General features: G+C 39.1%; 20 protein-coding genes. 8 read left to right on the top strand and 12 right to left on the bottom strand.

The genetic code is table 11. The features are described 5' to 3' along the window. Positions 1–4: 4 nt before the first annotated feature. The 3 genes from H1R81_RS17740 to H1R81_RS17730 all read right to left on the bottom strand — a co-directional run bounded on the left by H1R81_RS17740 (position 5) and on the right by H1R81_RS17730 (position 4,012). Complete coding sequence (locus H1R81_RS17740) at positions 5–1,498, bottom strand: SMP-30/gluconolactonase/LRE family protein (RefSeq protein ID WP_181842090.1); 1,494 nt, start codon at positions 1,496–1,498, stop codon at positions 5–7. 194 nt (positions 1,499–1,692) lie between these two features. Continuing rightward, a complete protein-coding gene (locus H1R81_RS17735; RefSeq protein WP_181842089.1) occupies positions 1,693–2,763 on the bottom strand; it encodes an SO2930 family diheme c-type cytochrome in 1,071 nt (356 codons plus the stop codon). 67 nt (positions 2,764–2,830) lie between these two features. Then, positions 2,831–4,012 carry a parallel beta-helix domain-containing protein gene (locus tag H1R81_RS17730; RefSeq protein WP_181842088.1) on the bottom strand — a complete coding sequence of 394 codons (1,182 nt, stop codon included), beginning with the start codon at positions 4,010–4,012 and terminating at the stop codon, positions 2,831–2,833. A 216-nt stretch (positions 4,013–4,228) separates the two neighbouring features. On the opposite strand from H1R81_RS17730, the gene H1R81_RS17725 reads away from it, so the two are divergent. Both H1R81_RS17725 and H1R81_RS17720 read left to right on the top strand, forming a co-directional pair. Next, positions 4,229–5,389, top strand: a complete 1,161-nt coding sequence (locus H1R81_RS17725; RefSeq protein WP_181842087.1) for a hypothetical protein — start codon at positions 4,229–4,231, stop codon at positions 5,387–5,389. 35 nt (positions 5,390–5,424) lie between these two features. Continuing rightward, a complete protein-coding gene (locus H1R81_RS17720; RefSeq protein ID WP_181842086.1) occupies positions 5,425–6,489 on the top strand; it encodes a M43 family zinc metalloprotease in 1,065 nt (354 codons plus the stop codon). 99 nt (positions 6,490–6,588) lie between these two features. Here H1R81_RS17720 and H1R81_RS17715 read toward each other — a convergent pair whose 3' ends face one another. Continuing rightward, positions 6,589–7,167: a Crp/Fnr family transcriptional regulator gene (locus tag H1R81_RS17715; protein WP_181842085.1), complete on the bottom strand. Its 579-nt coding sequence runs from the start codon at positions 7,165–7,167 to the stop codon at positions 6,589–6,591. 132 nt (positions 7,168–7,299) lie between these two features. Here H1R81_RS17715 and H1R81_RS17710 point away from each other — a divergent pair, with 132 nt between their 5' ends. Together H1R81_RS17710 and H1R81_RS17705 are read left to right on the top strand one after the other, a co-directional pair. After that, positions 7,300–8,217, top strand: coding sequence for an alpha/beta hydrolase (locus H1R81_RS17710; protein WP_181842084.1), 918 nt, complete (start codon positions 7,300–7,302; stop codon positions 8,215–8,217). A gap of 86 nt (positions 8,218–8,303) precedes the next feature. Further along, positions 8,304–8,999 carry a hypothetical protein gene (locus tag H1R81_RS17705; RefSeq protein ID WP_181842083.1) on the top strand — a complete coding sequence of 232 codons (696 nt, stop codon included), beginning with the start codon at positions 8,304–8,306 and terminating at the stop codon, positions 8,997–8,999. 93 nt (positions 9,000–9,092) lie between these two features. Here the strand turns inward: H1R81_RS17705 and H1R81_RS17700 are convergent, their stop codons facing one another. The 6 genes from H1R81_RS17700 to H1R81_RS17675 all read right to left on the bottom strand — a co-directional run bounded on the left by H1R81_RS17700 (position 9,093) and on the right by H1R81_RS17675 (position 13,971). Next, a complete protein-coding gene (locus tag H1R81_RS17700) occupies positions 9,093–9,659 on the bottom strand; it encodes a hypothetical protein (RefSeq protein WP_181842082.1) in 567 nt (188 codons plus the stop codon). A 58-nt stretch (positions 9,660–9,717) separates the two neighbouring features. After that, positions 9,718–9,915, bottom strand: coding sequence for a hypothetical protein (locus H1R81_RS17695; protein WP_181842081.1), 198 nt, complete (start codon positions 9,913–9,915; stop codon positions 9,718–9,720). Beyond that, on the bottom strand, positions 9,896–10,417 hold the full coding sequence (locus H1R81_RS17690) for a zeta toxin family protein (RefSeq protein ID WP_229251158.1): 522 nt from the start codon (positions 10,415–10,417) through the stop codon (positions 9,896–9,898). The genes H1R81_RS17695 and H1R81_RS17690 overlap by 20 nt, the downstream gene beginning before the upstream one ends. 70 nt (positions 10,418–10,487) lie before the next feature. Continuing rightward, positions 10,488–11,633, bottom strand: a complete 1,146-nt coding sequence (locus H1R81_RS17685) for a MalY/PatB family protein (RefSeq protein WP_181842080.1) — start codon at positions 11,631–11,633, stop codon at positions 10,488–10,490. Between the two features lie 14 nt (positions 11,634–11,647). Further along, the gene (locus tag H1R81_RS17680; RefSeq protein ID WP_229251157.1) at positions 11,648–12,652 is read right to left on the bottom strand and encodes a 5'-methylthioadenosine/adenosylhomocysteine nucleosidase; all 1,005 of its coding nucleotides are present in this window, start codon (positions 12,650–12,652) and stop codon (positions 11,648–11,650) included. 11 nt (positions 12,653–12,663) lie between these two features. After that, positions 12,664–13,971, bottom strand: coding sequence for an NCS2 family permease (locus tag H1R81_RS17675; RefSeq protein ID WP_181842079.1), 1,308 nt, complete (start codon positions 13,969–13,971; stop codon positions 12,664–12,666). Between the two features lie 87 nt (positions 13,972–14,058). Between H1R81_RS17675 and H1R81_RS17670 the strand changes: the two genes are divergently transcribed. Beyond that, positions 14,059–15,348 (top strand): Gfo/Idh/MocA family protein, encoded by a 1,290-nt coding sequence (locus H1R81_RS17670; RefSeq protein WP_181842078.1) that lies wholly within the window; start codon positions 14,059–14,061, stop codon positions 15,346–15,348. 68 nt (positions 15,349–15,416) lie between these two features. Here the strand turns inward: H1R81_RS17670 and H1R81_RS17665 are convergent, their stop codons facing one another. After that, a complete protein-coding gene (locus H1R81_RS17665) occupies positions 15,417–16,016 on the bottom strand; it encodes a CDP-alcohol phosphatidyltransferase family protein (protein WP_181842077.1) in 600 nt (199 codons plus the stop codon). A gap of 140 nt (positions 16,017–16,156) precedes the next feature. On the opposite strand from H1R81_RS17665, the gene H1R81_RS17660 reads away from it, so the two are divergent. The 3 genes from H1R81_RS17660 (at position 16,157) to H1R81_RS17650 (ending at position 20,310) form a co-directional block, all read left to right on the top strand. Then, positions 16,157–17,560 carry an AAA family ATPase gene (locus H1R81_RS17660; protein WP_181842076.1) on the top strand — a complete coding sequence of 468 codons (1,404 nt, stop codon included), beginning with the start codon at positions 16,157–16,159 and terminating at the stop codon, positions 17,558–17,560. A gap of 108 nt (positions 17,561–17,668) precedes the next feature. Beyond that, the gene (locus H1R81_RS17655) at positions 17,669–18,151 is read left to right on the top strand and encodes a hypothetical protein (protein WP_181842075.1); all 483 of its coding nucleotides are present in this window, start codon (positions 17,669–17,671) and stop codon (positions 18,149–18,151) included. Positions 18,152–18,327: 176 nt separating this feature from the next. Further along, a complete protein-coding gene (locus H1R81_RS17650; protein ID WP_181842074.1) occupies positions 18,328–20,310 on the top strand; it encodes a hypothetical protein in 1,983 nt (660 codons plus the stop codon). 1 nt (position 20,311) lies between these two features. On the opposite strand, the gene H1R81_RS17645 is transcribed toward H1R81_RS17650, so the two are convergent. Continuing rightward, a complete protein-coding gene (locus H1R81_RS17645; RefSeq protein WP_181842073.1) occupies positions 20,312–21,019 on the bottom strand; it encodes an NrtR DNA-binding winged helix domain-containing protein in 708 nt (235 codons plus the stop codon). Positions 21,020–21,115 lie beyond the last annotated feature (96 nt).

Below are 21,115 nucleotides of genomic sequence, written 5' to 3'. Positions count from 1 at the left end.
ATAATTAAAAATTTACTAATGCACTGAAATTCTCATTCCCCGTATCGAAATTGACGAATTTTTTTGTAATAACCCGTTTTTTGTAAGCAAAAATGGTGTTTTTAACTTTAGGGTTAATCTCATAAACTCCAGCGGTCTCAGTATCAGTAGGAGAATTGATAAAAGTAAAGGCCACATTTTTCAGATCTAATTTTCTGGTATAATCACTTAATTGCCGTTTCAGTAAACTTTCCTTTTTATGGTTGGGATTCATGAAAACAATAAAAGTTTTCCAATTGTTGGCGTTTTTGGTGAGGTATTGTCCTTCTAAAAAGCTCAATAGCTTTTCGTAATTCTGCAAATCGTCGTTTATCCATACCATAAGGCCATCGGTTTTAGCACCATATTTACACATCGGACAGGTTTTTGTTCCTTTGTCCTTGCCTGATACATGATAAGGGTCAAAGGCAGGGGCATCTTCGCCAACGGCAAGGCCAGAGTTTTGTGCCAGAGAATTGAATGAAACAAAACAAATCAAAAAAGTAGTTTGCAGCATAAGCCGGAATGATTTCATAATCGGGAATTTTCTGATGAGAAAAAAGAGTAAACTACCGCCAACCAATAAGCAGAAGAGATTGAAAATCATAAAGTTTATATCAGATTTTTCAGAAGCTACTTTGGCTAAATCACCACGATTTACCTTCACTACTCTCACCTGATTGGCAGAATTGTTTTCTAAAACCCAAAGGTTACCATCTTTATCGAAGAGGCCACCAGTCGGATGCCAGCCTACTGGAGCAGTATAGGCAACAGAGACTTTTCCATTGGTCTGAATCTTACGGATTTCTCGGTTTTCATATACAGCTACATAAACGTTCTCAGCATTGTCTGTCCACATACCAAAAATGCTATGGTTGGGGGTAAATCTTATTTTACGCGCTCTTACCTCATCTAAATTCAAGGAAACAGTACTTACTTTGCCATCTTTTATTTTAAAGAGATCGTTATCGTCTACATAAAAGAAAGTGCCGTCTTCCTGACAATACTGCCATCTCACATCAGTCGTTTTGAGGGTTTGTAAGATAGATACTTTTCCTGCTACGTCACGTTTCATCAGGATACTTTCTTTTTTTCCACGCTCTATCCAATACATATTGCCTTGTGCGTCACGAGTGAAACTGTAATTGCTCAGAAAGCCTTCAGTATCGGGTTTTACTTTAATGAATTTGCCTTCGCTGTCATATTTCCATACAAAATGTCCCCATTTGTCAATGGCTTCACCTTCATACCATAGATGTTCTCCATAAAGATTATCCTGTTTATCCATGTAGAGTTCGTGAGTATGTACCTTGGGAACTACAATTGTTTTGGTTTTGCCATCGGCAGAAACCTTCCAGACACGAGATAAATCGCTGTAAAAAATCTCGCCCTTCGTATTGGTAACAATGCCTATGCCCGGATGAGTATAAGCAATAAAGCATGTCAGCAGACAAATGATGATAAATAATAGCTTTTTCATAATCCCTATTGATTTTGATGAACAAATCTATATCGGATATAAAAACTACTAAATAAGATTATGACAAGGCGATGGAATGATGTGGTGAGGTGTGGGAAGTAAGGTTCTTCAGGAATTATCTGATTGGGTAGAGACGTATGGCATTACGTCTCTACGGTTTGTGGCTTAAACCATTAAGATAAACCCTGGCTCTCCTAAGGCTTTTTTAGTTGTTTAATCCATTCTTTCAGGAGTTCGATACTTTCTTTATGAATAGTTTTTCTCCCTACTTCGGGCATCATTTCACCGGGGTCGGTTGATTCAATGCGGTAGAGTAAGATTGACTCATCAGGCTTGCCCGGCACAATATCAAATTTACGATTGCCTGAACCACGACCCGCCGCTACCGGAGTTTTAAGAATACCCATAGCCAATGGGTCTGCCTCATGGATACTCAGATTCAAACCTGAGGTCTGGGCCGGGCCACCTAAACGATGGCAATGGGCACAATTAATATCTAACCAGATTCGTGCTCTTTCTTCAATGCTTCCTGTTTCGGGTTTATTCCAGATAGGGGCTTTAGGCACTTGTTCAATAGCTGGTAAATTTTGCAGGATTCCTGTTTTTTGCCAGGCTGTCAGCTGATTCTCTATGCCTTCGGGTAGTCCCCATACGTGGTAAGTACCGTTCAGTTGTCGGGCTGATGGGCCAATAGGCGACATCTGTTCGTTTCTGTTATGACAACCCTTGCACTGGTTCAGATTCGGGATACCGTAAGGGTGTTTTTTCTTTTTGCCGTTCAGGTCAATATAGCTTACCTCTTTTGTATCGCCTGCTACTTCCAGATAAGCATCTGTCTGTTCATCATTCCATACATATACCAGAGCTTTCCAACCATCGGTTTCGTGCATTAACAGACGGGTTTCTATGATTCTCCTGCCTTTTTCTGTATTTCTGAAATCGTTCGGAAAGTAAAAGGTTTTGATAAGTGTTGTACCTACCGGAAAATCTAATACCTCTTTGTCGTTATAGATAGCTTTGGTACCTTCGGGTAGTTTTACAAAGCGGAGCTTCTCTGCATAATCGCTGAATAAGGGTGTATTGAGCGAGAAAGGCATTATACCTTTTGCAGGCTTTTGTTCGGATATATTCCCATCAAAAAAGGCATATTCCGAAAGTTTCCCCTTGGGCATTATTGTCTTGTTTTCCTGTGGCAAATACTGCTGATTAAAGGAAGACAAACCGAAAATGCTCAGGGCTATTATTACTGATAAAAATCTTTGCATTGTATAGTAAAAAGGTTACGCACTGGGCTTCCCCAACTGGGCGTCCCTGCATTACTCCCTATTAAGATTAATCAATTTTTGCCATTTTAAGACTTTCCAGGCTACAATCATGGACGGTAGCATCACGCGAAACATTCTTGAAATTATGTTCTACATCCAAATTGGCAAATGATACATTCTTATTGTTTTTGATACACAAAACTTTACCAGAATTCTTTTCGTCTGCAATACCATCCCATTGAATATGCGGGACATTCTTGCCAAACCGTAGTTTAAACTTATACATTTGCCCGAAACGACCTTTTCCGGTTGCTTTCACGTGTTCACGCTCATAGACGTTATCATGAATATTAATTGCTACAGGGTAAGGATAATAGGTCGGGTCTTTGATAGGATTTTCAGTAGTGAAATAAGAAATAATACCTGTACTGACAGACTTATTATTAATAATCTGATTATCAAATATCTCTACGTTGTTAGCTGCTAAAATCAATACCCCTGTGCCATCAGGTACTTTGCCAACAATATTGCCTTTGGGAGCAAAGTTAGGCAGATTGTTATGGTGAATATTGTTTTTGTAGACACGCGTATAGCCGCCTTTTTTCAGAATCAGATCTGGCAGATCAAATACAAGAATACCGCCTGTATTTTCTGTTGCTTCGTTTTCATAGACATCGGCATTCAGTGAATTCTCAATTTCAATTCCGGCCACGTTATGATAGGCACGTGATTTACGGACAATAATATCTTTCGACTGGCCCACGTAGATTCCTGCATCAGAAGCACCAATGGCCTCACAGCCCTCAATCAATACTTTTTCGCATTGCACAGGGTACAAGCCATAAGAGCCATTTTCTTTCTTTGGGGCGCCTGTCCATTCAGTTTTTACATTTCTGAATGTAATACCCTTTACATTCATAGTTTTTACGGCATCGCCTTTACTATCCTGTACTGTCAGGTCTTCTATAATAATATTTTCGGCATTAGAAACCCTTATTCCTTCAGCACCATCGGTTTGTCCTTTGAACGACAGAATAGTTTTGTCTTTGCCTTTTCCTTTGATAGTTACATTCTTTTTGCCTTCCATAGAGAGGCTTCCTGTGAAAGTAAAAGAGCCTTCATCTAACTGAATAGTTGAGCCGTTTTCAGCCATGATAAACTGGGTCTGGTAACTTTTCTGGATGTCTTTTTGTGCAAAACCGACGGTAGCGATTAACAGGGAACTTAGCAAAAAGGTGATTTTTCTCATGATTTTTTCAGAATTAGGTAAACCGAGTTCAAAATAGGGTTTTTTTATTGAGATAAGTATTTGATAAATGTCAAATTATTTATAATACATACACAGACTATAAGCACATAACCAGCCATTTAGTAAAAACTTTTACCATTTAATAAATGGTTTAATTTTTTTTAGATTACTGATTATAAACTTGTAGCATTATTGAATTTTAAACAACCTTTTATCATGAAAAAACTTCTCCTCCTATTATTTATTGTTGCTTCTTATAAAATTTCTATGGCACAAAGTGTGACCCTTACACCTAATAATATCAACAGCAAACAGTCAAGCTCGACGGATAATATTGTTTTGCAAGGTACGAACCCACCCAATATTGTGGGTATCAGGCATGGAGGTACTTTAGCGGCTCCTTCAACAACTGTCAACGGTTCTTATTTACTCAGCTTGGATGGTAAAGGACACAATAGTTCGGTAATCAGCCCTACCAGAAGCCAGATCAGGCTCATGTCTGCAGAAACCTGGACTACAACAGCCAACGGAACCAAGATAGAATTTGCTACCACTGAAAATGGAAATACTTTACTATCTACTCGTATGTCAATAGCTCATAATGGGAAAATCGGGATTGGCACTATTTCTCCGACAGGCAAGCTACATATTGTGCATGATGGCTCTGATTCTGACCCGCATTTGCGCATACATACCACAGGGTCATGGTCAAGAATAAACTGGTCAACCAATACGAATGCTAACTACTGGACTGCCCAAAGTGATTTGGAGAGCGCAACAGCCTCAATTAATTATTGGAGATTAGAATATAACGGTTCTACCAAATTTACAGTAAGAGGTAGCGGAGATGTAGGCGTGGGTACATTTAGCCCCTCAGCCCGGCTACACGTATTAGGTGATGAAAATACTGGTACTACAAGTGCTTTAAGAATTACAAGCGGCACACAGAATATGCTTATAGATGGTAATGAAATAGATGCCTTAGAAACCGGACTTTACCTGAATAATAATACTAACCTGAATGTTATTTTAGCGCAGGGTGGAGGCAGAGTAGGAATAGGTACTACAACACCTGATAATAAATTAGATGTTTTGGGAGTGATACGTGCCAATGAGGTAATTGTAGAAACCGGCTGGGCAGATTATGTTTTTGATGAGGGCTTTGAACTAAAATCTTTGAGCGAAGTAGAATCTTTTATAAAAGAGAATAAACATTTGCCTGATGTGCCTTCGGCCAGAACTGTGCAGGAAAAGGGAGCTCATGTAGCTGAATTAATGACAAAAATGATGCAGAAAATTGAAGAGTTAACGCTTTATAGTATCCAGCAGCAGAAAGAGATTGATGCTTTGAAGAAAAGACTGGACGAAAAAAAATAAGCTGACTTATTCTTCCATTTTAAAACATTATGAACATGAAAAAGATACTCTGCATCGGTTGTTTAATAGCGTTCTTTCATACAGATATTTTTGCCCAGAAAGTTGAATGTAAAACAAGAATTACAAAACCCGCAGTAAAATTCACACAAAAGCAGAAAGATAGCCTTAATACTATATCGGCTATTAATACGCCTTATTGTGTACGGGTTTATATTACGGTTTTTGCCAATAATGATGGTACACTCAGGGCAGATAACGACGCTAATATTATGACTAATTTTCAGTATATGGTAGACAGGATGAAACCACACAATATCTGCATGATGCTGATTAACATAAGACAGGTAAACAATACTGATCTGAACACCCAGGATACAGAAACCGAAGAAGGCGAGTTAGCCCCCTATTTAATCTCTGGCTGTCTTAATATTTTTATTCATAGAGCTATGGATGGTAACGGCAATGCCTATGCAATTCCTAATACTTATCTGAGCCTTGATGGGCAAGCCTACAATATTGCCACAATGGGGCACGAAGCCGGACACTGCCTCGGTTTGTATCATACTTTCGAAACGTATTTTGGTGCAGAAAACGTAACCAGAAATAGTGGCAATGCTTGTTATGATTGCGAGAATGATGGGGATTTGCTGTGCGATACACCTGCCGATGATGATGGCGGGGTGAATGGCTCATGTAATTATATCGGAGGTAATACAGATGCCTGTGGGGTAGCTTACGCACCAATGACATCGAATATGATGGGATATGGGAATTTTATTTGCAGAAACGCCTTTACTGCCGGACAAGGGGCACGTATGAGGGCAATGATTGCTGTTAATGCCGGACTTCAGAGTATCACGGCACATGATATTGTCTACCGGCCTACAGGTTCTAATTCAGCGGTCCTTTATAATACAGGAGAGTGGCATCAGACCGCTCGGGATCATTTGATTTTAAGTAATTATACCAATGACCCCTATTCTGTAACGGGAGCGGCCGTGATGCATATACAGGCCAAAAAAGTAACGCTTAAAGAGGGAACACATTTTAGCCCCACATCGGGTAGAGTAAGAATAAAGTCCAATACGTATTGCGATTAAGAAACTGTTTGAGCATAACAAGATTAACTCAAACAGTTTCTGAAATAGGTTAGAGGGTAGTTGTTAATAGCAGATTAGCTTCGGCAGGTCTGCTATTTTTTATTTCTGCCCTCTTACCCGGCTCAATGTTTCGAGTTTGATGCCTAAGAAAGAAGCCAGATATTTGAGAGGAATGCGCTTGATAAATTCAGGTTTGTTCTGGAGCAGGTATTCATACCGTTGTCTGGCCGATAGGGTTTGCAGAATGATTTTTATTTCTTCAATCTGCACCAGGTATTGTTCTGCCAACAGCCGCCCCAATCTTTCGATTTCATGAAACTGATTGAAGAGTTTTTGCAGGTCTTCATGTTTAATAACAATCGTTTCGGTGTCTTCTAATGCCTGAATATTGGTTAAGCTGGGTTTCTGCGAGAAAAAACTATATGTAGAAACAGCTATGGCATTTTCGAAACCGAACCATGTATTGATTTCATTAGCATTGGCATCTTCAAAGTATTCACGTACACAGCCCGAAACAATAAAATGTAATTCATCAGAAACGTTACCCTGATGCACTAAAAAATCTTTTCGGGCAAAATTTTTTGGTACTAAAAAAGGTACAAGTGCTTCGATACTTTCTTGAGAAAGCGGATGGATTTGCTGAATAAACTGGAGATAGTTTTCTAAGGCAGGAAGCATAAGAAAAAGAAATAGCTATACAATATTAGTAGAAAAGTGTCAGAAACAATATTTTTTTTCAACTTTGTAAAATAACCATCCATGAGCCGGTGAAAACCTGCTCCAATATTCACCCTATCAAAAAATCGCTCAATGAAAAAATTGTTTTTAATGCTATTCGCCATGACACTTATGTCTGATCTTTTTGCCCAAAACGAAACTATTCTGCTTTATACAGGCACTGCACCGGGATCGACTGGAAAGCAAGTACCGGAAGATGCTAAAACTACCGATGGTATTACACGTGTGAGAGATGTAACCCAACCTGCTTTGATTGTGTATCCGGCAAAGAAAAAAACCTCTGATGCCACAGTAATTATATGCCCCGGTGGTGGCTACAGCATTCTGGCTATCGACCATGAGGGACATGACATTGCTAAATGGTTTAATGCACATGGCATGACAGCCTTTGTATTAAAGTATCGTTTGCCACAGGAAGATTTGTTTGATAACGACGAAATCAGACCTTTACAGGATGCCCAGCAGGCCATCAGACTGATACGCAAAAATGCGGCAAAATATGGAGTTGCGCCTGATAAAATAGGTATCATGGGCTTTTCGGCCGGTGGACACTTAGCTTCTACGGCTTCAACCCATTTCAATACTCAGGTAGGAGAAATAACTGACCCATCAGTTAGTGTAAGACCTGATTTCTCTTTATTGATTTATCCGGTAATATCATTTAATGATAGAATCGGGCATTTAGGCTCAAGAGATAATCTGATTGGCAAAAATCCTCCGGTTGATAAAATAGAATTGTATTCAAATGACAAACAGGTAACGAAGGATACCCCACCTACATTCCTGGTAAGCACAACTGATGACTGGGTTCAACCAGAAAATAGCATTGCGTATTTCTTAGCCTGTAAGAAAAACAAAGTACCTGTAGAAATGCACATCTACGAAAAAGGCGGTCATGGCTATGGCTTAAAAAAACAAAACAGAGGCCCTGTAGAAACCTGGGCATTCCGTTTGGAAGATTGGTTGAAAGATAGGAAGTTGATGAAGTGATAATTTTTGAGAAAAATATTAAAATGTACTTGACAAGGCTTTTTTTCTTAATTATTCTTAGATAAAAAACCTTAAATATTACTATAATGGCTCAAAAAAGACAAAAATATATGAAGCATGTATTAAAATACTTCGTTAATGGAGAAGAAATTATTACAACACCAAAGGATTGGGCACGGGCAAATAAACACTATTTTCGTTCCTTTGGATTTAAAAATAATAGTGATGATATTCCTACAACGAATGAAATTGTAAGGTTTCTAATTAACAACTTTAATTTTATTCAAAAAGAAATTAATGGAGTAATGGTTTGCTTTAATAACTCACCTAATTTTCACTCATTAGAAATACAAAAAGAATCGAGTATAAAGGGTAAGGTTATTCTTCAATATAGAGGAACTAACACTGTTTTAAGAAATAATACTAATTCTGCTCGAATTGACGAAACTAAAATAGTGCCAAGAGAAAAACTTATAGTTGGTAGCGAGGATTTTCCTATATTCTTTAAACTTTTTGATCAAACTGAAGTAATGCTATGTCTCTTATCAAAAAGTATTTACTGGAAAGGTAGTGCAAATGGAGAAAGCTTTTGGATACATAGTTCTGAAAGTAATATACTTGAGAATGAATTGTTAGTTGACAATGAAAATATCTTTATTATTGGAAGATTTGTTTATAATAAACCATTAAGCCTTGGAGATGTTAGAGCAGAGGAGTATTGGTATAATGCTATTTTCAAAAAAACAGATACTCTTAATCCAATGATTTTTGCTTTGAGATAAAAAGATAACTTTCTAATACAAAATGATTAATCTATGCCCGAAATTGTAAAATTTTGACTTAGATTAATCATTTATAGATTAATGTACACATAATCACCCCAACCGTCTCATAATCAACCCCTTCACTACCTCATAAAATAAATGAGGTTTCATGGTCCGCCAGTTGTCAATCATCTGTAGCGTGCCACCTGAATTGATATAAGAATCAATATGGTATCGCTTGAATTCTTCTAAAATGAAATTGGGGAAATTTACAGCCGCTATCCAACCGTCTTCTACATCTTCAAACCATTCCTCATAATAATCCTCTTCACCTCCATGAAACTGAAAGAGATTTTCTCCTATCAGAATGTATTGATTAATGCCTTCTCTGGTTAAGTGGTCTATTACGTTCCGTTTCAGCCACATCACATCATTATGCAGGGTATCATTCCATTCGCCGAATAGCTCAATAACCGCGTAGCGGAGGTCATAATCGGCCATCAGAAGTTTACAATATAAGGTTTCAGATTCTATGCTATCCCAGTTTGGGTCAATGTAATAGCCGTAAATGGTATCTTCATATTCTATCCCGTACGTGCGGCCATAGAATGGCGATCGCTCATCTTCTTCGGCAGAATAATATCTCTGCCAGTTATAAAAGGGTTCAATTTCGTGCATGTGGAGTTGTGTTTTACTAAAATAGAAGTATTTTCTTCTTTAGTTGGAAAATCAACCTTTATAACGATTGATCAGCATTTAATGTGTTATTACTTTGATGCTTTTTTAGTAGCTCTTTTGCAGGAATTTTTTGAATATTCCCATCCTTGTCACTAATAACAAGAGACTCATTTAAGAGAGCTTTTTTTTCTATAAGTCTCTTAATTGCGAGATTTAGTCCATACATGAACTGCTCACTAAATTCCGTCGATTTCATCTTTTTGACTGTTTAGTGCTTTCCAAATATCATCATCAATAATATCCAAAAAATCATTTCTTTCTTTCCTATCAATTATTTCAGGAAAATCATTAGAATTATCAATAATTATTGCTCTGTCTACTACTGGTAAATATAGTTTAAAAAGATTTTGTATGCCTCTAAAATATCTTCTTTGTATTGTTTCTGGGGGTATATTATGACCACCACTTTCTACTCTCAGTAAAACTCTTTCTTGCGCTACTTTTGGTGAAGCAAGCCAGAAAAAAGCTAAAGTAATTTCATAACCTTGCAATTTTGCCTTTTTTATTAAAGAAACATAACTTTTGGTCGCTAGTGTTGTTTCAAGAGCAAAAGTAATTTCCTCTGTCATTAAGGTATGAATATGTTGCAGCATGATTCTCCCAGCTTCAATAGCCACGTTTTCAGGATTGAAAGGCGAGAGCCCTGCTGCAATATTATCCGCATTTACAAACTCTCGACAGTTGAGTATCTCCGGCAAAGTTGCATAAGAGGCAGTTGTTTTGCCGCACCATTGCAACCAGCTATGATATAGAGTTGTGGCATAATTCCTACTTCAATTCCACTACAGTCTTCATTCTTCTAACCGCTTCCACTAAATTACTCATTTGCGTACCAAAATTCAGACGAATAAAACCTTTGCCATCAAAGAACATTTCTCCTTCCGAAATCCCCACACCTGCCTCTTCAAGTTTCTCTGCCAGATTTTCGATACCTGTTTCACGCACATCTATCCATGCCAGATAAGTAGCCTCTAATGGCAACATCTTAAAACCTTTGAAACCATTCATCTCTTTCAGAATGTACTCATGGTTTTTGCGCAGATATGCCAACAATTGTTGGTGCCATTCTTCACTATCTTTATAAGCCGCCAGAGCTGCATAATAGCCATACGCCGAAACCATTGGCTCCAATATATAACGCAAACTGGCATATTTGGCTCGCAATTCAGCATCAGGAATAACGGCAAACGAACACCCTAAACCTGCTATATTAAAAGTCTTGCTTGGGGCCAATAAGGTTACCGTAAGCTTTTCAGCCTCCGGGCTCAGGGTAGCGATAGAAATATGCTTTTTGGTTTCATCCAGAATCAAATCGCAATGGATTTCATCGGCACAAATCACAATATTGTGAGCTATGCAAATATCCACCAGCGTCTGTAACTCCTCTCTCGTAAAAACTGTACCAGCCGGATTATAAGGATTGCACAACATAAATATCCTTGTGCGAGGAGTAATGGCTGCCTTGATTGCCTCAAAATCCAGTGTCCAACGATTATTTTCTTCTTTCATTGGTACTTTTACCAGTTTCTTTTTAGCAGCAATCGGGGCTTTTATAAATGGCCCGTAAACCGGCACAGTAGTTATTACTTCGTCGTCGTCATTGCCTACACACATACAAGTGAGCGTAAGCCCCGGAACCATGCCCGGTAGCCATACCAGCCATTCTTTAGGTACTTTCCAGTTGTGGCGTTCTTCGAGGCGTTTCAGAGTTACCTCAATCAGTTCGTCTGGGGTTTGCCAGTAGCCTATAATCCCTTCTTTGGTTACTTTGTCTAAGGCATCCAATATGGCGGGAGAAGCTTTAAAATCCATATCTGCCACCCACAGCGGAATAATATCTTTGCCTGCATATCTTTTCCATTTCACACTATCCGTTTGTGTGCGGTCAATCACTTCATCAAAATCGTAAATCATGTAATAGTAATTATCTAAAGTTTTTTAAGTATTTCTTTTACTAAAGTGGCCGAATTATCAGAGGCAATTTTTTTAAACGTCTGAAAATCTACCGATGCTTTTTCATTAGCCTTATCGCTGATGCTTCTGATAATCAGAAACGGAATATGCTGCTGAAAACAAACCTGAGCCACCGCCGCTCCTTCCATTTCTGTGGCGCTGGCCTGCAATGTTTTTTCAAAGTGCCCCACTGCCGTACTTGAAGTAACAAAGGTATCTCCTGTAACAATAGTTCCGGCACTTATGTTCGGTTGAGAAGCTTCTGCCGACATTTTTTGCAGCGTTACCTCTTTAGCAACACTCAGGGCTTGCAAAACCAAAAGTGAATCAGAAGCAAAATAAAGCGGATTCAACTGTTTGGTAATGGGATTCCGGGTAGCATTGGTACTTAAACCCTCATTGGTTAGCATACCATAATCGTGGTAAGTCAGCTTATTACCAATCACAATATCGCCTTGTTTCAGTTCTTCACTAATGCCCCCGGCAATGCCTGTAAAAATCACTGATGCCGGATGAAATTCTTTAATAATCAGTGTTGTTACTACAGCAGCATTTACTTTCCCGATGCCAGTTTCGGTTAATACTATTTTTTTACCATTCAACTTGCCTGTTTTGAACTGAAACCCCAGGACAGTTTTGGTATTGATATGGCTCATTTCCGATTCCAGCAACTGAATTTCTTCAGGCATAGCACCTAAAATCGCAATGCGTTGAGCAAATGTCGGGGTTAAACTACTGAATAGAAAGCATAATAAAAATATACGAATTGAGTGAAATAGATTTAAAGGCAATAATATATCGTCCCTACGGGACTTTGAATTGAAATAAGCCATTTCGTCTACCGATATACTATCCCTATGGGATATTTTTAGTCCCATTAGGGACGATATATCTGTAGTAGGAATAACATTTTCTGAATATCTGTATCCCGTAGGGATGATATATTGTAATTTCATCCAAAGAGTATATATATGTTTCATTGATGAAGATTTTAATGTCCTAAATATAAAGCCCAGAGCGCAAAAATATCAATTACGATAAGCATCCATGAAACTTCTTTTGATTGATTGGTGGCAATTTTGATGATAGTCCAGGCCAGAAAACCCCAGATAATGCCTTGGGTGATAGAATAAGTAAAAGGAATCAGCACCATAGCCAGAAAAGCCGGAACGGCATCGTCCAGCTTATCCCAATTGATTTTGGTAATAGGTTTTATCATTAATACTCCCACTATTATCAGAGCCGGAGCAGTAGCAATGGCAGGAATGATACTCAATAAGGGCGACAAAAACATAAAAGGCAAAAACAGTATTCCGGCTGTGATGGCAGTTACACCAGTTCTTCCTCCCTGACTAATCCCTACTGCTGATTCAATATAAGCCGTACCGGGACTGGTTCCCAATAAACCAGCCATTGTTGTAGCTACTGCATCAGTCAATAATGACTCTTTGATATGGCGTGGCTCGCCGTCTTTATCATAGAGATTAGCCGCTTCGGCTACCCCTACGAAAGTAGAAAGGCTGTCAAATAAATCGGTAAATACAAAGGCAAAAATAACGGGTATCAGGCTTATTTTCAGTGAATTGATAATGTCTAACTGAAACAGCAAACTAAAGTCAGGCGCTGAAAATATGCCTTGCCAGGTAACTAAGGTTTTCTGACCGAAATTGACAGCAGAGGCATCGCCCCAGTATCTGCCAATAGGAATAGCTAACAGAGTAGTTAATAAAATACCAATGATGATACCTCCCTGAATCCGTTTCACTAATAAAATCATGGTGATAGCCAGACCCACCAGAAAAGTAATGACAATTGGATCGTGCAGGCTTGTGATACCGATAATCGTTGCCGGATTGCCCACAATAAATTTGGCATTAGCAAAACCGATAAGCGTAATAAAAAGCCCGATTCCTGCTGAAATCGCATAGCGCAAAGGCTTAGGAATAGCCTTGACAATCTGTGAGCGGATATTGAAGATAGAGAGCAATAAAAACAAAATACCAGCCCAGAAAACCACCCCTAATGCCACCTGCCATGAAATGCCCATGCCTTTTACGGCTGTAAAAGTAAAGAAGGCATTCATGCCCATGCCGGGTGCTACTACAATCGGGTTTTTGGCATAGATGCCCATCATAAGGCTACAAAAAAAGGAAAGCAGAACAGTAGCCGTAAGTACGCCATTGAACGACATCCCCGATTGGCTCAGAATAGCGGGGTTCACCACAATGATATACATCGTAGCTAAAAAAGTAGAGACACCCGCAAGGATTTCGGTTTTTAGTACAGGTTTAGGTAGCATATAGGGAATCTTTTACAAATTGTTTTGCAAGATAAATGGATAAAACTTAATTTTCTGAAAATCTATTCAAAACACTTATTTTAAATCATGAATCGTAAAGATTTTATTCGTACTTCTGCCTTAGCTACAGGGGCTTTAGTTTCCCGTCCGTTTATCACCTATGCCACACAAGCTAAATATAAAACTGCCCTGATTGGCGCAGGCTGGTGGGGTACAAACATTGTAAGAGAAGCCATCAGATCAGGCGAATGTCAGATTGTGGCTGTCTGTGATGTGGACGACCGACAAATCAAACAATGTCTGGGAGAAATAAACAAACTGACAAACGACCAACCGAAGATTTATAAAAATTACCACGAACTACTCCAAAAAGAAAAACCTGAAATCGTAATCAATGCTACACCTGACCACTGGCATGCACTCATTGCTATTGATGCCATGAAGTCTGGCGCACACGTATATTTAGAAAAGCCAATCGGGCATACCATCAACGAGGGTAAAGCCATAGTAAAAACTGCCCGTGATACGCAGAAAATCTGTATTACAGGTTTTCATCGTCGCTATTCCCCACATAATGTGAGTGGGCAAGAGTTCTTAAAGTCGGGTAAAGTAGGTAAAATCAAAGAAGTGCGCGCCTTTGTAACCTATAATTTCGGACAGGGTAAAAAGGTAGAAGATGAACCCACTCCGGCAGAAATAGACTGGAATATGTGGTGTGGTCCGGGTCCATTAGTGCCTTATAACCGAACCATTCACCCAAGAAACTGGCGTAACCATTTAGAGTTTGCCAATGGGATGGTAGGCGATTGGGGGCCGCACTGGTTTGACCAGATTCTATGGTGGACAGACGAAATTGCGCCTAAAAAGGTATTTTCTATTGCCAGTAGCAAGTTTAATACTAACAATAATAACTCCCCCGAAAGTCAGATTGTAGTATATGAATTTGAAGATTTTACCTGTACCTGGGAGCATAGTACACTAAACGGAAGACCCACTTCAAAAACCGAAGAAGTAGGGGTATATTTTCACGGTACTGAAGGGACATTCCACATGGGTTGGACAAAAGGCTGGACATTTTTCCCGAGAGACCAGAAGAAAGAGGTTATTCATCAGGACCCTGTCTTGAATTTACCCGATTTACAGAATATTGATCTGGTTTTTGCTGATTTATTAAAGTCTATCAAATCTAAACAATTACCGTTGGCTGATATTCTGAAAGGCCATAAAGCTACTAATATGAGCTTATTGGGGATGGCTGCTCTGAAATCAGGCAAAAGCCTTGAGTGGGATAGAGAAAAAGAAGTTTTTCTTGACCCAACCGCTAATAAATACCTTAGCCGCCAGTATAGAAAGGGGTGGGTGTATCCGAAGGCGTGATAAATTGTATATAAAAAAGTGGATTTGCTCGTCTCAAAACAGCAAATCCACTTTTTTTATGTCATCTCTCAACCATTAAATAACTTAAATCGCTTAATAGGCAGTCCTTTCCTCAATAAAACAGCATGATAAGCCGTAGGTATATCATGATCCCACTTCTTAAGTAGAATGTAAATAAGAACTCTATTGAAGTGTACTAAAAGCCCTATACTCAGCGCAATTGTAAAATGAATGCCCGATTGCTTCAGTAATAGTAACGAAAACTCTACCAGCAGATAAAGCGCCCAGAATTTTGAACCAATATCATGTGGAGAAGGTAATTTCTGAAAACGAATCAGGCTAATCAGATACATGGATGCTTCCAGGGTTAATATCCCACTAATCAAGATAATATTATCAGCTATGACATCCGGCTTGAATTGATAAATGAAATAGACGATTGACAGATAAAAACTAAGGTCAAAAAGGGTATCCTGTACCCGGAAATCCTGAGTGGATATATTCAGTTTTCTGGCAATAATTCCATCAAAAATATCCGAAATAACGCCCAGATGCATTAATGAAAGAACAATGATATTGCTATAAGGCACATGAACGAATGATAGCAGAATAATCACTAAAGTAAACACCAGTCTACTATAGAGGAGAATAGTTGGAATATAGTTCATCGAGTCACAATAGGTTTTAAATATTAGTCACTCATCAGACAAATATAAACGATATTACCCTCATTCCAACACCTCATCATATATCAGTTTGCATTGTAGCAAAATATCGACTTAATTTATTCAAAAATTAGCTAATCGAAATGCCAACTTACGGACAAATTAAAAGACAGATTGATTTAAACCCATTCGCTTTGCTGATGCTTCGGAATGAATTCAAAGCCCTGCCAAGCATTATTCAGGAAGAAGAATACATTGATGCCTCAGTGCATGGCTACTGGAACAACCGCCATGTATTGCTTCTGGCTACTACCAAACGCATATTATTAGTTGATAGCGACCAGTATGGCGATGTAGAGGTAGTTGAATTTCCCTATGATAAAACCGTAACGGTGCGTTGTCCGACACCGGATTCGGTAGTTTTTGGTACAGCCGAACGAAAAGTAAAAGTAGATAATACCATAGAAGAATATATTGCCGCTTTTTATAAAGTGGTAAATGATAGACTGGCAGGTAAAGAACCTCAGATTTATCGGGAGCGGGATATTTACTCAAAAAACGCAGAGGCTGGGCAAGAGCAGTATTCTGAGCAAAATCAGCCGGAATATGGCAGTAACCCGTTTCATGTATTACTGAAAGGGTTAGATGGGATTACAAAGATGATTAACCCGGATGTCAAAGTCAATCAGTCAGAAAAAAACAGTGTTACCGAGCCAATCAAGCAGATACCTGCTGTACCTGAGCAAACGTTAGACGAGTTATTAGCAGAACTGAATGCTCTGATAGGCTTGCAGAATGTAAAAGATGAAGTAAGCAGTCTGGTCAATGTCCTGAAAATTGAAAAAGTCAGACAGGAAAAGGGCATTAAAGTACCAGAGCGTTCGTTACACATGGTTTTTCATGGGAATCCCGGGACGGGTAAAACTACCATTGCGCGCTTGTTAGCCAAAATCTTCAAGGCTTTGGGCGTGCTCAGCAAAGGACATTTATACGAAACTGACCGAAGTGGTTTAGTGGCAGGATACACCGGGCAAACCTCATTAAAAACCCGTGAGGTTTGCAAGAAATCTAAAGGTGGTATTTTGTTTATTGATGAAGCATACGCCTTAAATACTGATGATACCTATGGCCCGGAAGCGGTGAATACCATAGTGAAATATATGGAAGACCACCGCGACGATTTTGTGGTGATTGTGGCAGGTTATGAAGAGAAAATGACCGAATTTATTAACTCTAATCCGGGCTTGTATTCAAGATTTAACAAGTATATCGGCTTTAAAGATTATACACCCGAAGAGATTCTGGAAATCTACCTCATACAGGCCAGTAAAGTGCAGTTAAAAGTAGAAGAAGCCGCCAAAAAAAAGGTTTACAAACTTTTCAAAAAACTCTACGAAGACCGGGATTCATCGTTTGGTAATGGACGTCTCGCACGTAATATCTTTGAAAAAACCTATGAGAAACAAGCCAGCCGTTTAGTAAAAGAAGGTATCGAAAAAGCAGATATCAGTCTCATAAAAGAAGAAGATATTCCGGTAATGGAATAATTGGCTTATCCTTAAAAAAAGCCTGTTATCCAATCGTATATCCACCTCTATAAATGTTGAATAATAGTATTCTGAAAATTTTATATTTGCATAGTAAATGAAAATAAGATGAGAAGCACGTTCAACTATTTTAAAAAAGCACTCAATAATAGGATTAATATTTTAGAGAGAGATGCAGAAGTGGGCTATGTACAGTTCGACACCTTTAAAACGGGTGTTGAAGGGGAGTTTAAGCAAAAGAAATACGCATTTAAAAAGAAGAATTTCTGGAGCAGTAACTATGATATTTATAGAGAAGATAATCAGCAATTGATAGGCGAAGTAATATTTTCAGTCTGGAAATCAAAGGCAGAAATCACCCTGATAAACGGTGAGAAGTTTACCATGAAAGCCAAAAACTTCTGGAGCACAAAGTGGGGCCTTGATGATACAAACAGAGAAGTAGTAGACTTTGAACAAACCCGGCATTTCTGGACAGACGAGGGTACTGTTACAGCCAATGTGAATGATAATGAAAAAATGGGCTTGCTCGTTTTGCTAAGTGTATTTGTGAATTTCGTTTACAGAAGAAGAGCCTCAGAAGCAGCTTAACGTATTGTTGAGCGAACAGCCAATTATTTAAGAAATTGAAGAGCGGTTGATAGTTTATATTAACCGCTCTTTTGTTAAAACCGCCCAGTAAATTTTCAGATAGCCTTTCTCATAAACCTTTGGTTTTGTGTGTGTCATTGCAAACTTTTGCGTCCACAAATCCTGATATTAATTTTATGAGAACCTGCACTTTACTTTTCTTATGCTTGTCATCGGGTCTTTATTCTTTTGCTCAATCTTCGGCAGTCACAGTTTTACCTGATAATGCTTCCTTTATAAGCGATAAAGCCAATGGTTATACAGGCTATTTTTTATCCACAAATCCATCAAATCCAGCGCCCACGATTGGGGTTTATACTAAAACGTTAGGTCCGGCAGGATGGTTTTCAATCGCTAATAGTAATAATGTTTCACCGGCGCTTTATAGTTATACCGAAGGCTTGGGATATGCTCTTCAAAGCAGAAATTTCGGTAGAGGCGTTACCGCAGGCTTCTCTACCGAAAATAGCGTGAATACTAATGCCGTGTTGTCTTCTACAACTATTGGCTTGGGTAGTGCTGCTTATTTTCAACAAAATAACTCAAATGCCACTTTTCATGCCCTCAATGTAACAACTATGGGTAAAGGCTTTGCTATCAATGGTATAACTACGGGTACAGGTGGTGCCGGACGATTTGAAATCAACTCAGGTGGCAATACAGCAAGTGCTGTCTACGCCACTCATACAGGCAGAGGAAGAGTAGGGTATTTCGTGACAAATAATGCGAATAATGATTCTACTACACTGGCCGCTTTTACGAATGGGAAAGGAAATGCCATTGATGGTATTACAACAGGAAGCGGCAGAGGAGGGTATTTTCAGATAAATAATAGTGGTAGTACCAATCATGCATTATTGGCCGTTTCTAATGGATTTGGAAGTGTAATACGCTCACAGGCTAATGGTACGGGCAGAGCCGCAGAGTTTAGTATATCTAATAACAATAATGCAAGCCAGGCAGTATATGCCTATACCTTTGGTTCTGGAAACTCGGTTGAATCACTTGTTTATGGAGTAGGGAGTGCCATAAAAGGCTTAAGCGCTGGCCCGGGAAGCGCAGGTTATTTTGAAGTTAACTTTCAGTCAAACTCAGTTCCTGCTTTACGTAGCCTGACAAATGGATTTGGGAATGCCGGGTATTTTCAGTCAACCAATTTTCAAAGTACAGCGGCTACTATCTATGCTTCTGGCAATAATGCAGCCAATACCATTGAAGCATATAATACTGGTACAAATCGGGCGGGTTATTTTGAGATTAATAATAATAGCAATACTGCCACAACTGTTTTGGCAAAAACAAATGGTACCGGTATGGGTGTTGAAAGCCAGACCACAGGCACAGGTAAAGCAGGGCATTTTCAGATTACGAACACAAGTAATAGCAGCTCTGGTATTTATGTAACCACCAATGGTACTGGCAAAGCTGGCGAGTATTATATAAGTAATTTAAGTAATAATAGCAGTGCCCTCTATGCCAGAACAATGGGAACAGGAGGGGCAGGCTATTTTGAAGTAGACAATCAGCTCGGCACAAGTCCGGCGCTATATGCAGTCAGTAATTCAAGCAACGGAGCTGCTTTAATAGCACGAACAACCAATGGATTAGGAGATATAGCCGTTTTTAAAGACCAGGGGAACTTTAATGTAGCTCGTATTAATTATCAGGGTATTGGTTTTTTTAATGGCGGTACACAGAATGGCGGTGCCGATTTAGCAGAAGCCTTTGAAGTAGAAGGAGAAAAAATCGAATATGAACCGGGGGATGTACTGGTAATTTCAGAAAACACTGACAGGACTGTTGAAAAATCGAGCCAGCCTTATTCAACTTTAGTAGCTGGAGTATATGCCACCAAACCTGGAGTCTTGCTTCGTGAAGACGATATCAGCCATGATTTGGGCAAACAAGTACCAATGGGTGTGGTAGGAGTGATTCCGACCAAAGTATGCGACGAAGGCGGAAAAATAAAAAGAGGTGATTTGCTGGTAACCTCATCAAAAACAGGGTATGCCATGAAAGCTGACCCGGCAAAGCTGGGTTTCGGCCAGATTTTAGGTAAAGCTTTGCAGGATTTTGAGGGAACTGCCGGTAAAATTAAAGTCTTGGTAAATGTCAGATAACCTACAACATACCGTCAGGATTAGGCACAAAGTTCAGAAATGAATCTGAATGTGTCTGATATTTTTCGGTATCTAATTTATAAAGAAACGCGCCTTTTTTAGAAAATCCTTTTTGCTTCTCTTTTAATTTGATAAGAAGTCCCGTAGAGAGGATTTTCCTGCTGAAATTACGTTTATCAAAATTACTCCCATAAATCGCCTCATACAGGTTCTGTATCTGCGGAATCGTGAAGGTTTCAGGCATGAGTTCAAAGCCAATCGGATGAAAGGCCGCTTTGTACCGCAGGCGTTCAATCGCCATTTTTATCATATCAGCATGGTCAAAGAGTAATTCAGGTAAATCGTGCATCGAAAACCAATGGGCATGGTAGGTATCCGAAATCTTCGTTTCATAATCTTTTACATTCACTAACGCATAATAGGCTACCGCTACAGTTCTTTCTACAGGGTCTCTGGCAGGGTCGCCAAAAGCACCTAATTGTTCTAAAAATACCCCTGTCAGGTTGGTTAGTTCAAATAAAATTCGGTCAGCAGCCTGGTCAAGGCTTTCGGATGGTTTAAGCCATCCTCCCATCAATGACCACGTATCACGGTCGGTCTGTACGCCTCGTTTAACTAATAATAATTTTAATTCTTCACCATCGAACCCGAAAATAATCGAGTCGAGTGCTACCAGGCACTTGGTTTGTTGCTTATAAAGTTCTAACATCTCATCTATTGAGCTTGCAGGTATTTTCTAATATTAGGTTAATTATTAATTAACAATATTAGGAAAGTGATCGACCATGCACAACAAAAAAGCAGA

The sequence above is a fragment of the Emticicia sp. BO119 genome (genome assembly GCF_013912375.1).
GTDB lineage: Bacteria > Bacteroidota > Bacteroidia > Cytophagales > Spirosomataceae > Emticicia.
This window is presented reverse-complemented; position numbering and strand designations above follow the sequence as displayed.

Excerpts from the sequence above, each read along its gene's own strand:
- H1R81_RS17740 (WP_181842090.1), bottom strand. The coding sequence starts at position 1,498 with ATGAAAAAGCTATTATTTATCATCATTTGTCTGCTGACATGCTTTATT.
- H1R81_RS17735 (WP_181842089.1), bottom strand. The coding sequence starts at position 2,763 with ATGCAAAGATTTTTATCAGTAATAATAGCCCTGAGCATTTTCGGTTTG.
- H1R81_RS17730 (WP_181842088.1), bottom strand. The coding sequence starts at position 4,012 with ATGAGAAAAATCACCTTTTTGCTAAGTTCCCTGTTAATCGCTACCGTC.
- H1R81_RS17725 (WP_181842087.1), top strand. The coding sequence starts at position 4,229 with ATGAAAAAACTTCTCCTCCTATTATTTATTGTTGCTTCTTATAAAATT.
- H1R81_RS17720 (WP_181842086.1), top strand. The coding sequence starts at position 5,425 with ATGAAAAAGATACTCTGCATCGGTTGTTTAATAGCGTTCTTTCATACA.
- H1R81_RS17715 (WP_181842085.1), bottom strand. The coding sequence starts at position 7,167 with ATGCTTCCTGCCTTAGAAAACTATCTCCAGTTTATTCAGCAAATCCAT.
- H1R81_RS17710 (WP_181842084.1), top strand. The coding sequence starts at position 7,300 with ATGAAAAAATTGTTTTTAATGCTATTCGCCATGACACTTATGTCTGAT.
- H1R81_RS17705 (WP_181842083.1), top strand. The coding sequence starts at position 8,304 with ATGGCTCAAAAAAGACAAAAATATATGAAGCATGTATTAAAATACTTC.
- H1R81_RS17700 (WP_181842082.1), bottom strand. The coding sequence starts at position 9,659 with ATGCACGAAATTGAACCCTTTTATAACTGGCAGAGATATTATTCTGCC.
- H1R81_RS17695 (WP_181842081.1), bottom strand. The coding sequence starts at position 9,915 with ATGAAATCGACGGAATTTAGTGAGCAGTTCATGTATGGACTAAATCTC.
- H1R81_RS17685 (WP_181842080.1), bottom strand. The coding sequence starts at position 11,633 with ATGATTTACGATTTTGATGAAGTGATTGACCGCACACAAACGGATAGT.
- H1R81_RS17680 (WP_229251157.1), bottom strand. The coding sequence starts at position 12,652 with ATGAAACATATATATACTCTTTGGATGAAATTACAATATATCATCCCT.
- H1R81_RS17675 (WP_181842079.1), bottom strand. The coding sequence starts at position 13,971 with ATGCTACCTAAACCTGTACTAAAAACCGAAATCCTTGCGGGTGTCTCT.
- H1R81_RS17670 (WP_181842078.1), top strand. The coding sequence starts at position 14,059 with ATGAATCGTAAAGATTTTATTCGTACTTCTGCCTTAGCTACAGGGGCT.
- H1R81_RS17665 (WP_181842077.1), bottom strand. The coding sequence starts at position 16,016 with ATGAACTATATTCCAACTATTCTCCTCTATAGTAGACTGGTGTTTACT.
- H1R81_RS17660 (WP_181842076.1), top strand. The coding sequence starts at position 16,157 with ATGCCAACTTACGGACAAATTAAAAGACAGATTGATTTAAACCCATTC.
- H1R81_RS17655 (WP_181842075.1), top strand. The coding sequence starts at position 17,669 with ATGAGAAGCACGTTCAACTATTTTAAAAAAGCACTCAATAATAGGATT.
- H1R81_RS17650 (WP_181842074.1), top strand. The coding sequence starts at position 18,328 with ATGAGAACCTGCACTTTACTTTTCTTATGCTTGTCATCGGGTCTTTAT.
- H1R81_RS17645 (WP_181842073.1), bottom strand. The coding sequence starts at position 21,019 with ATGTTAGAACTTTATAAGCAACAAACCAAGTGCCTGGTAGCACTCGAC.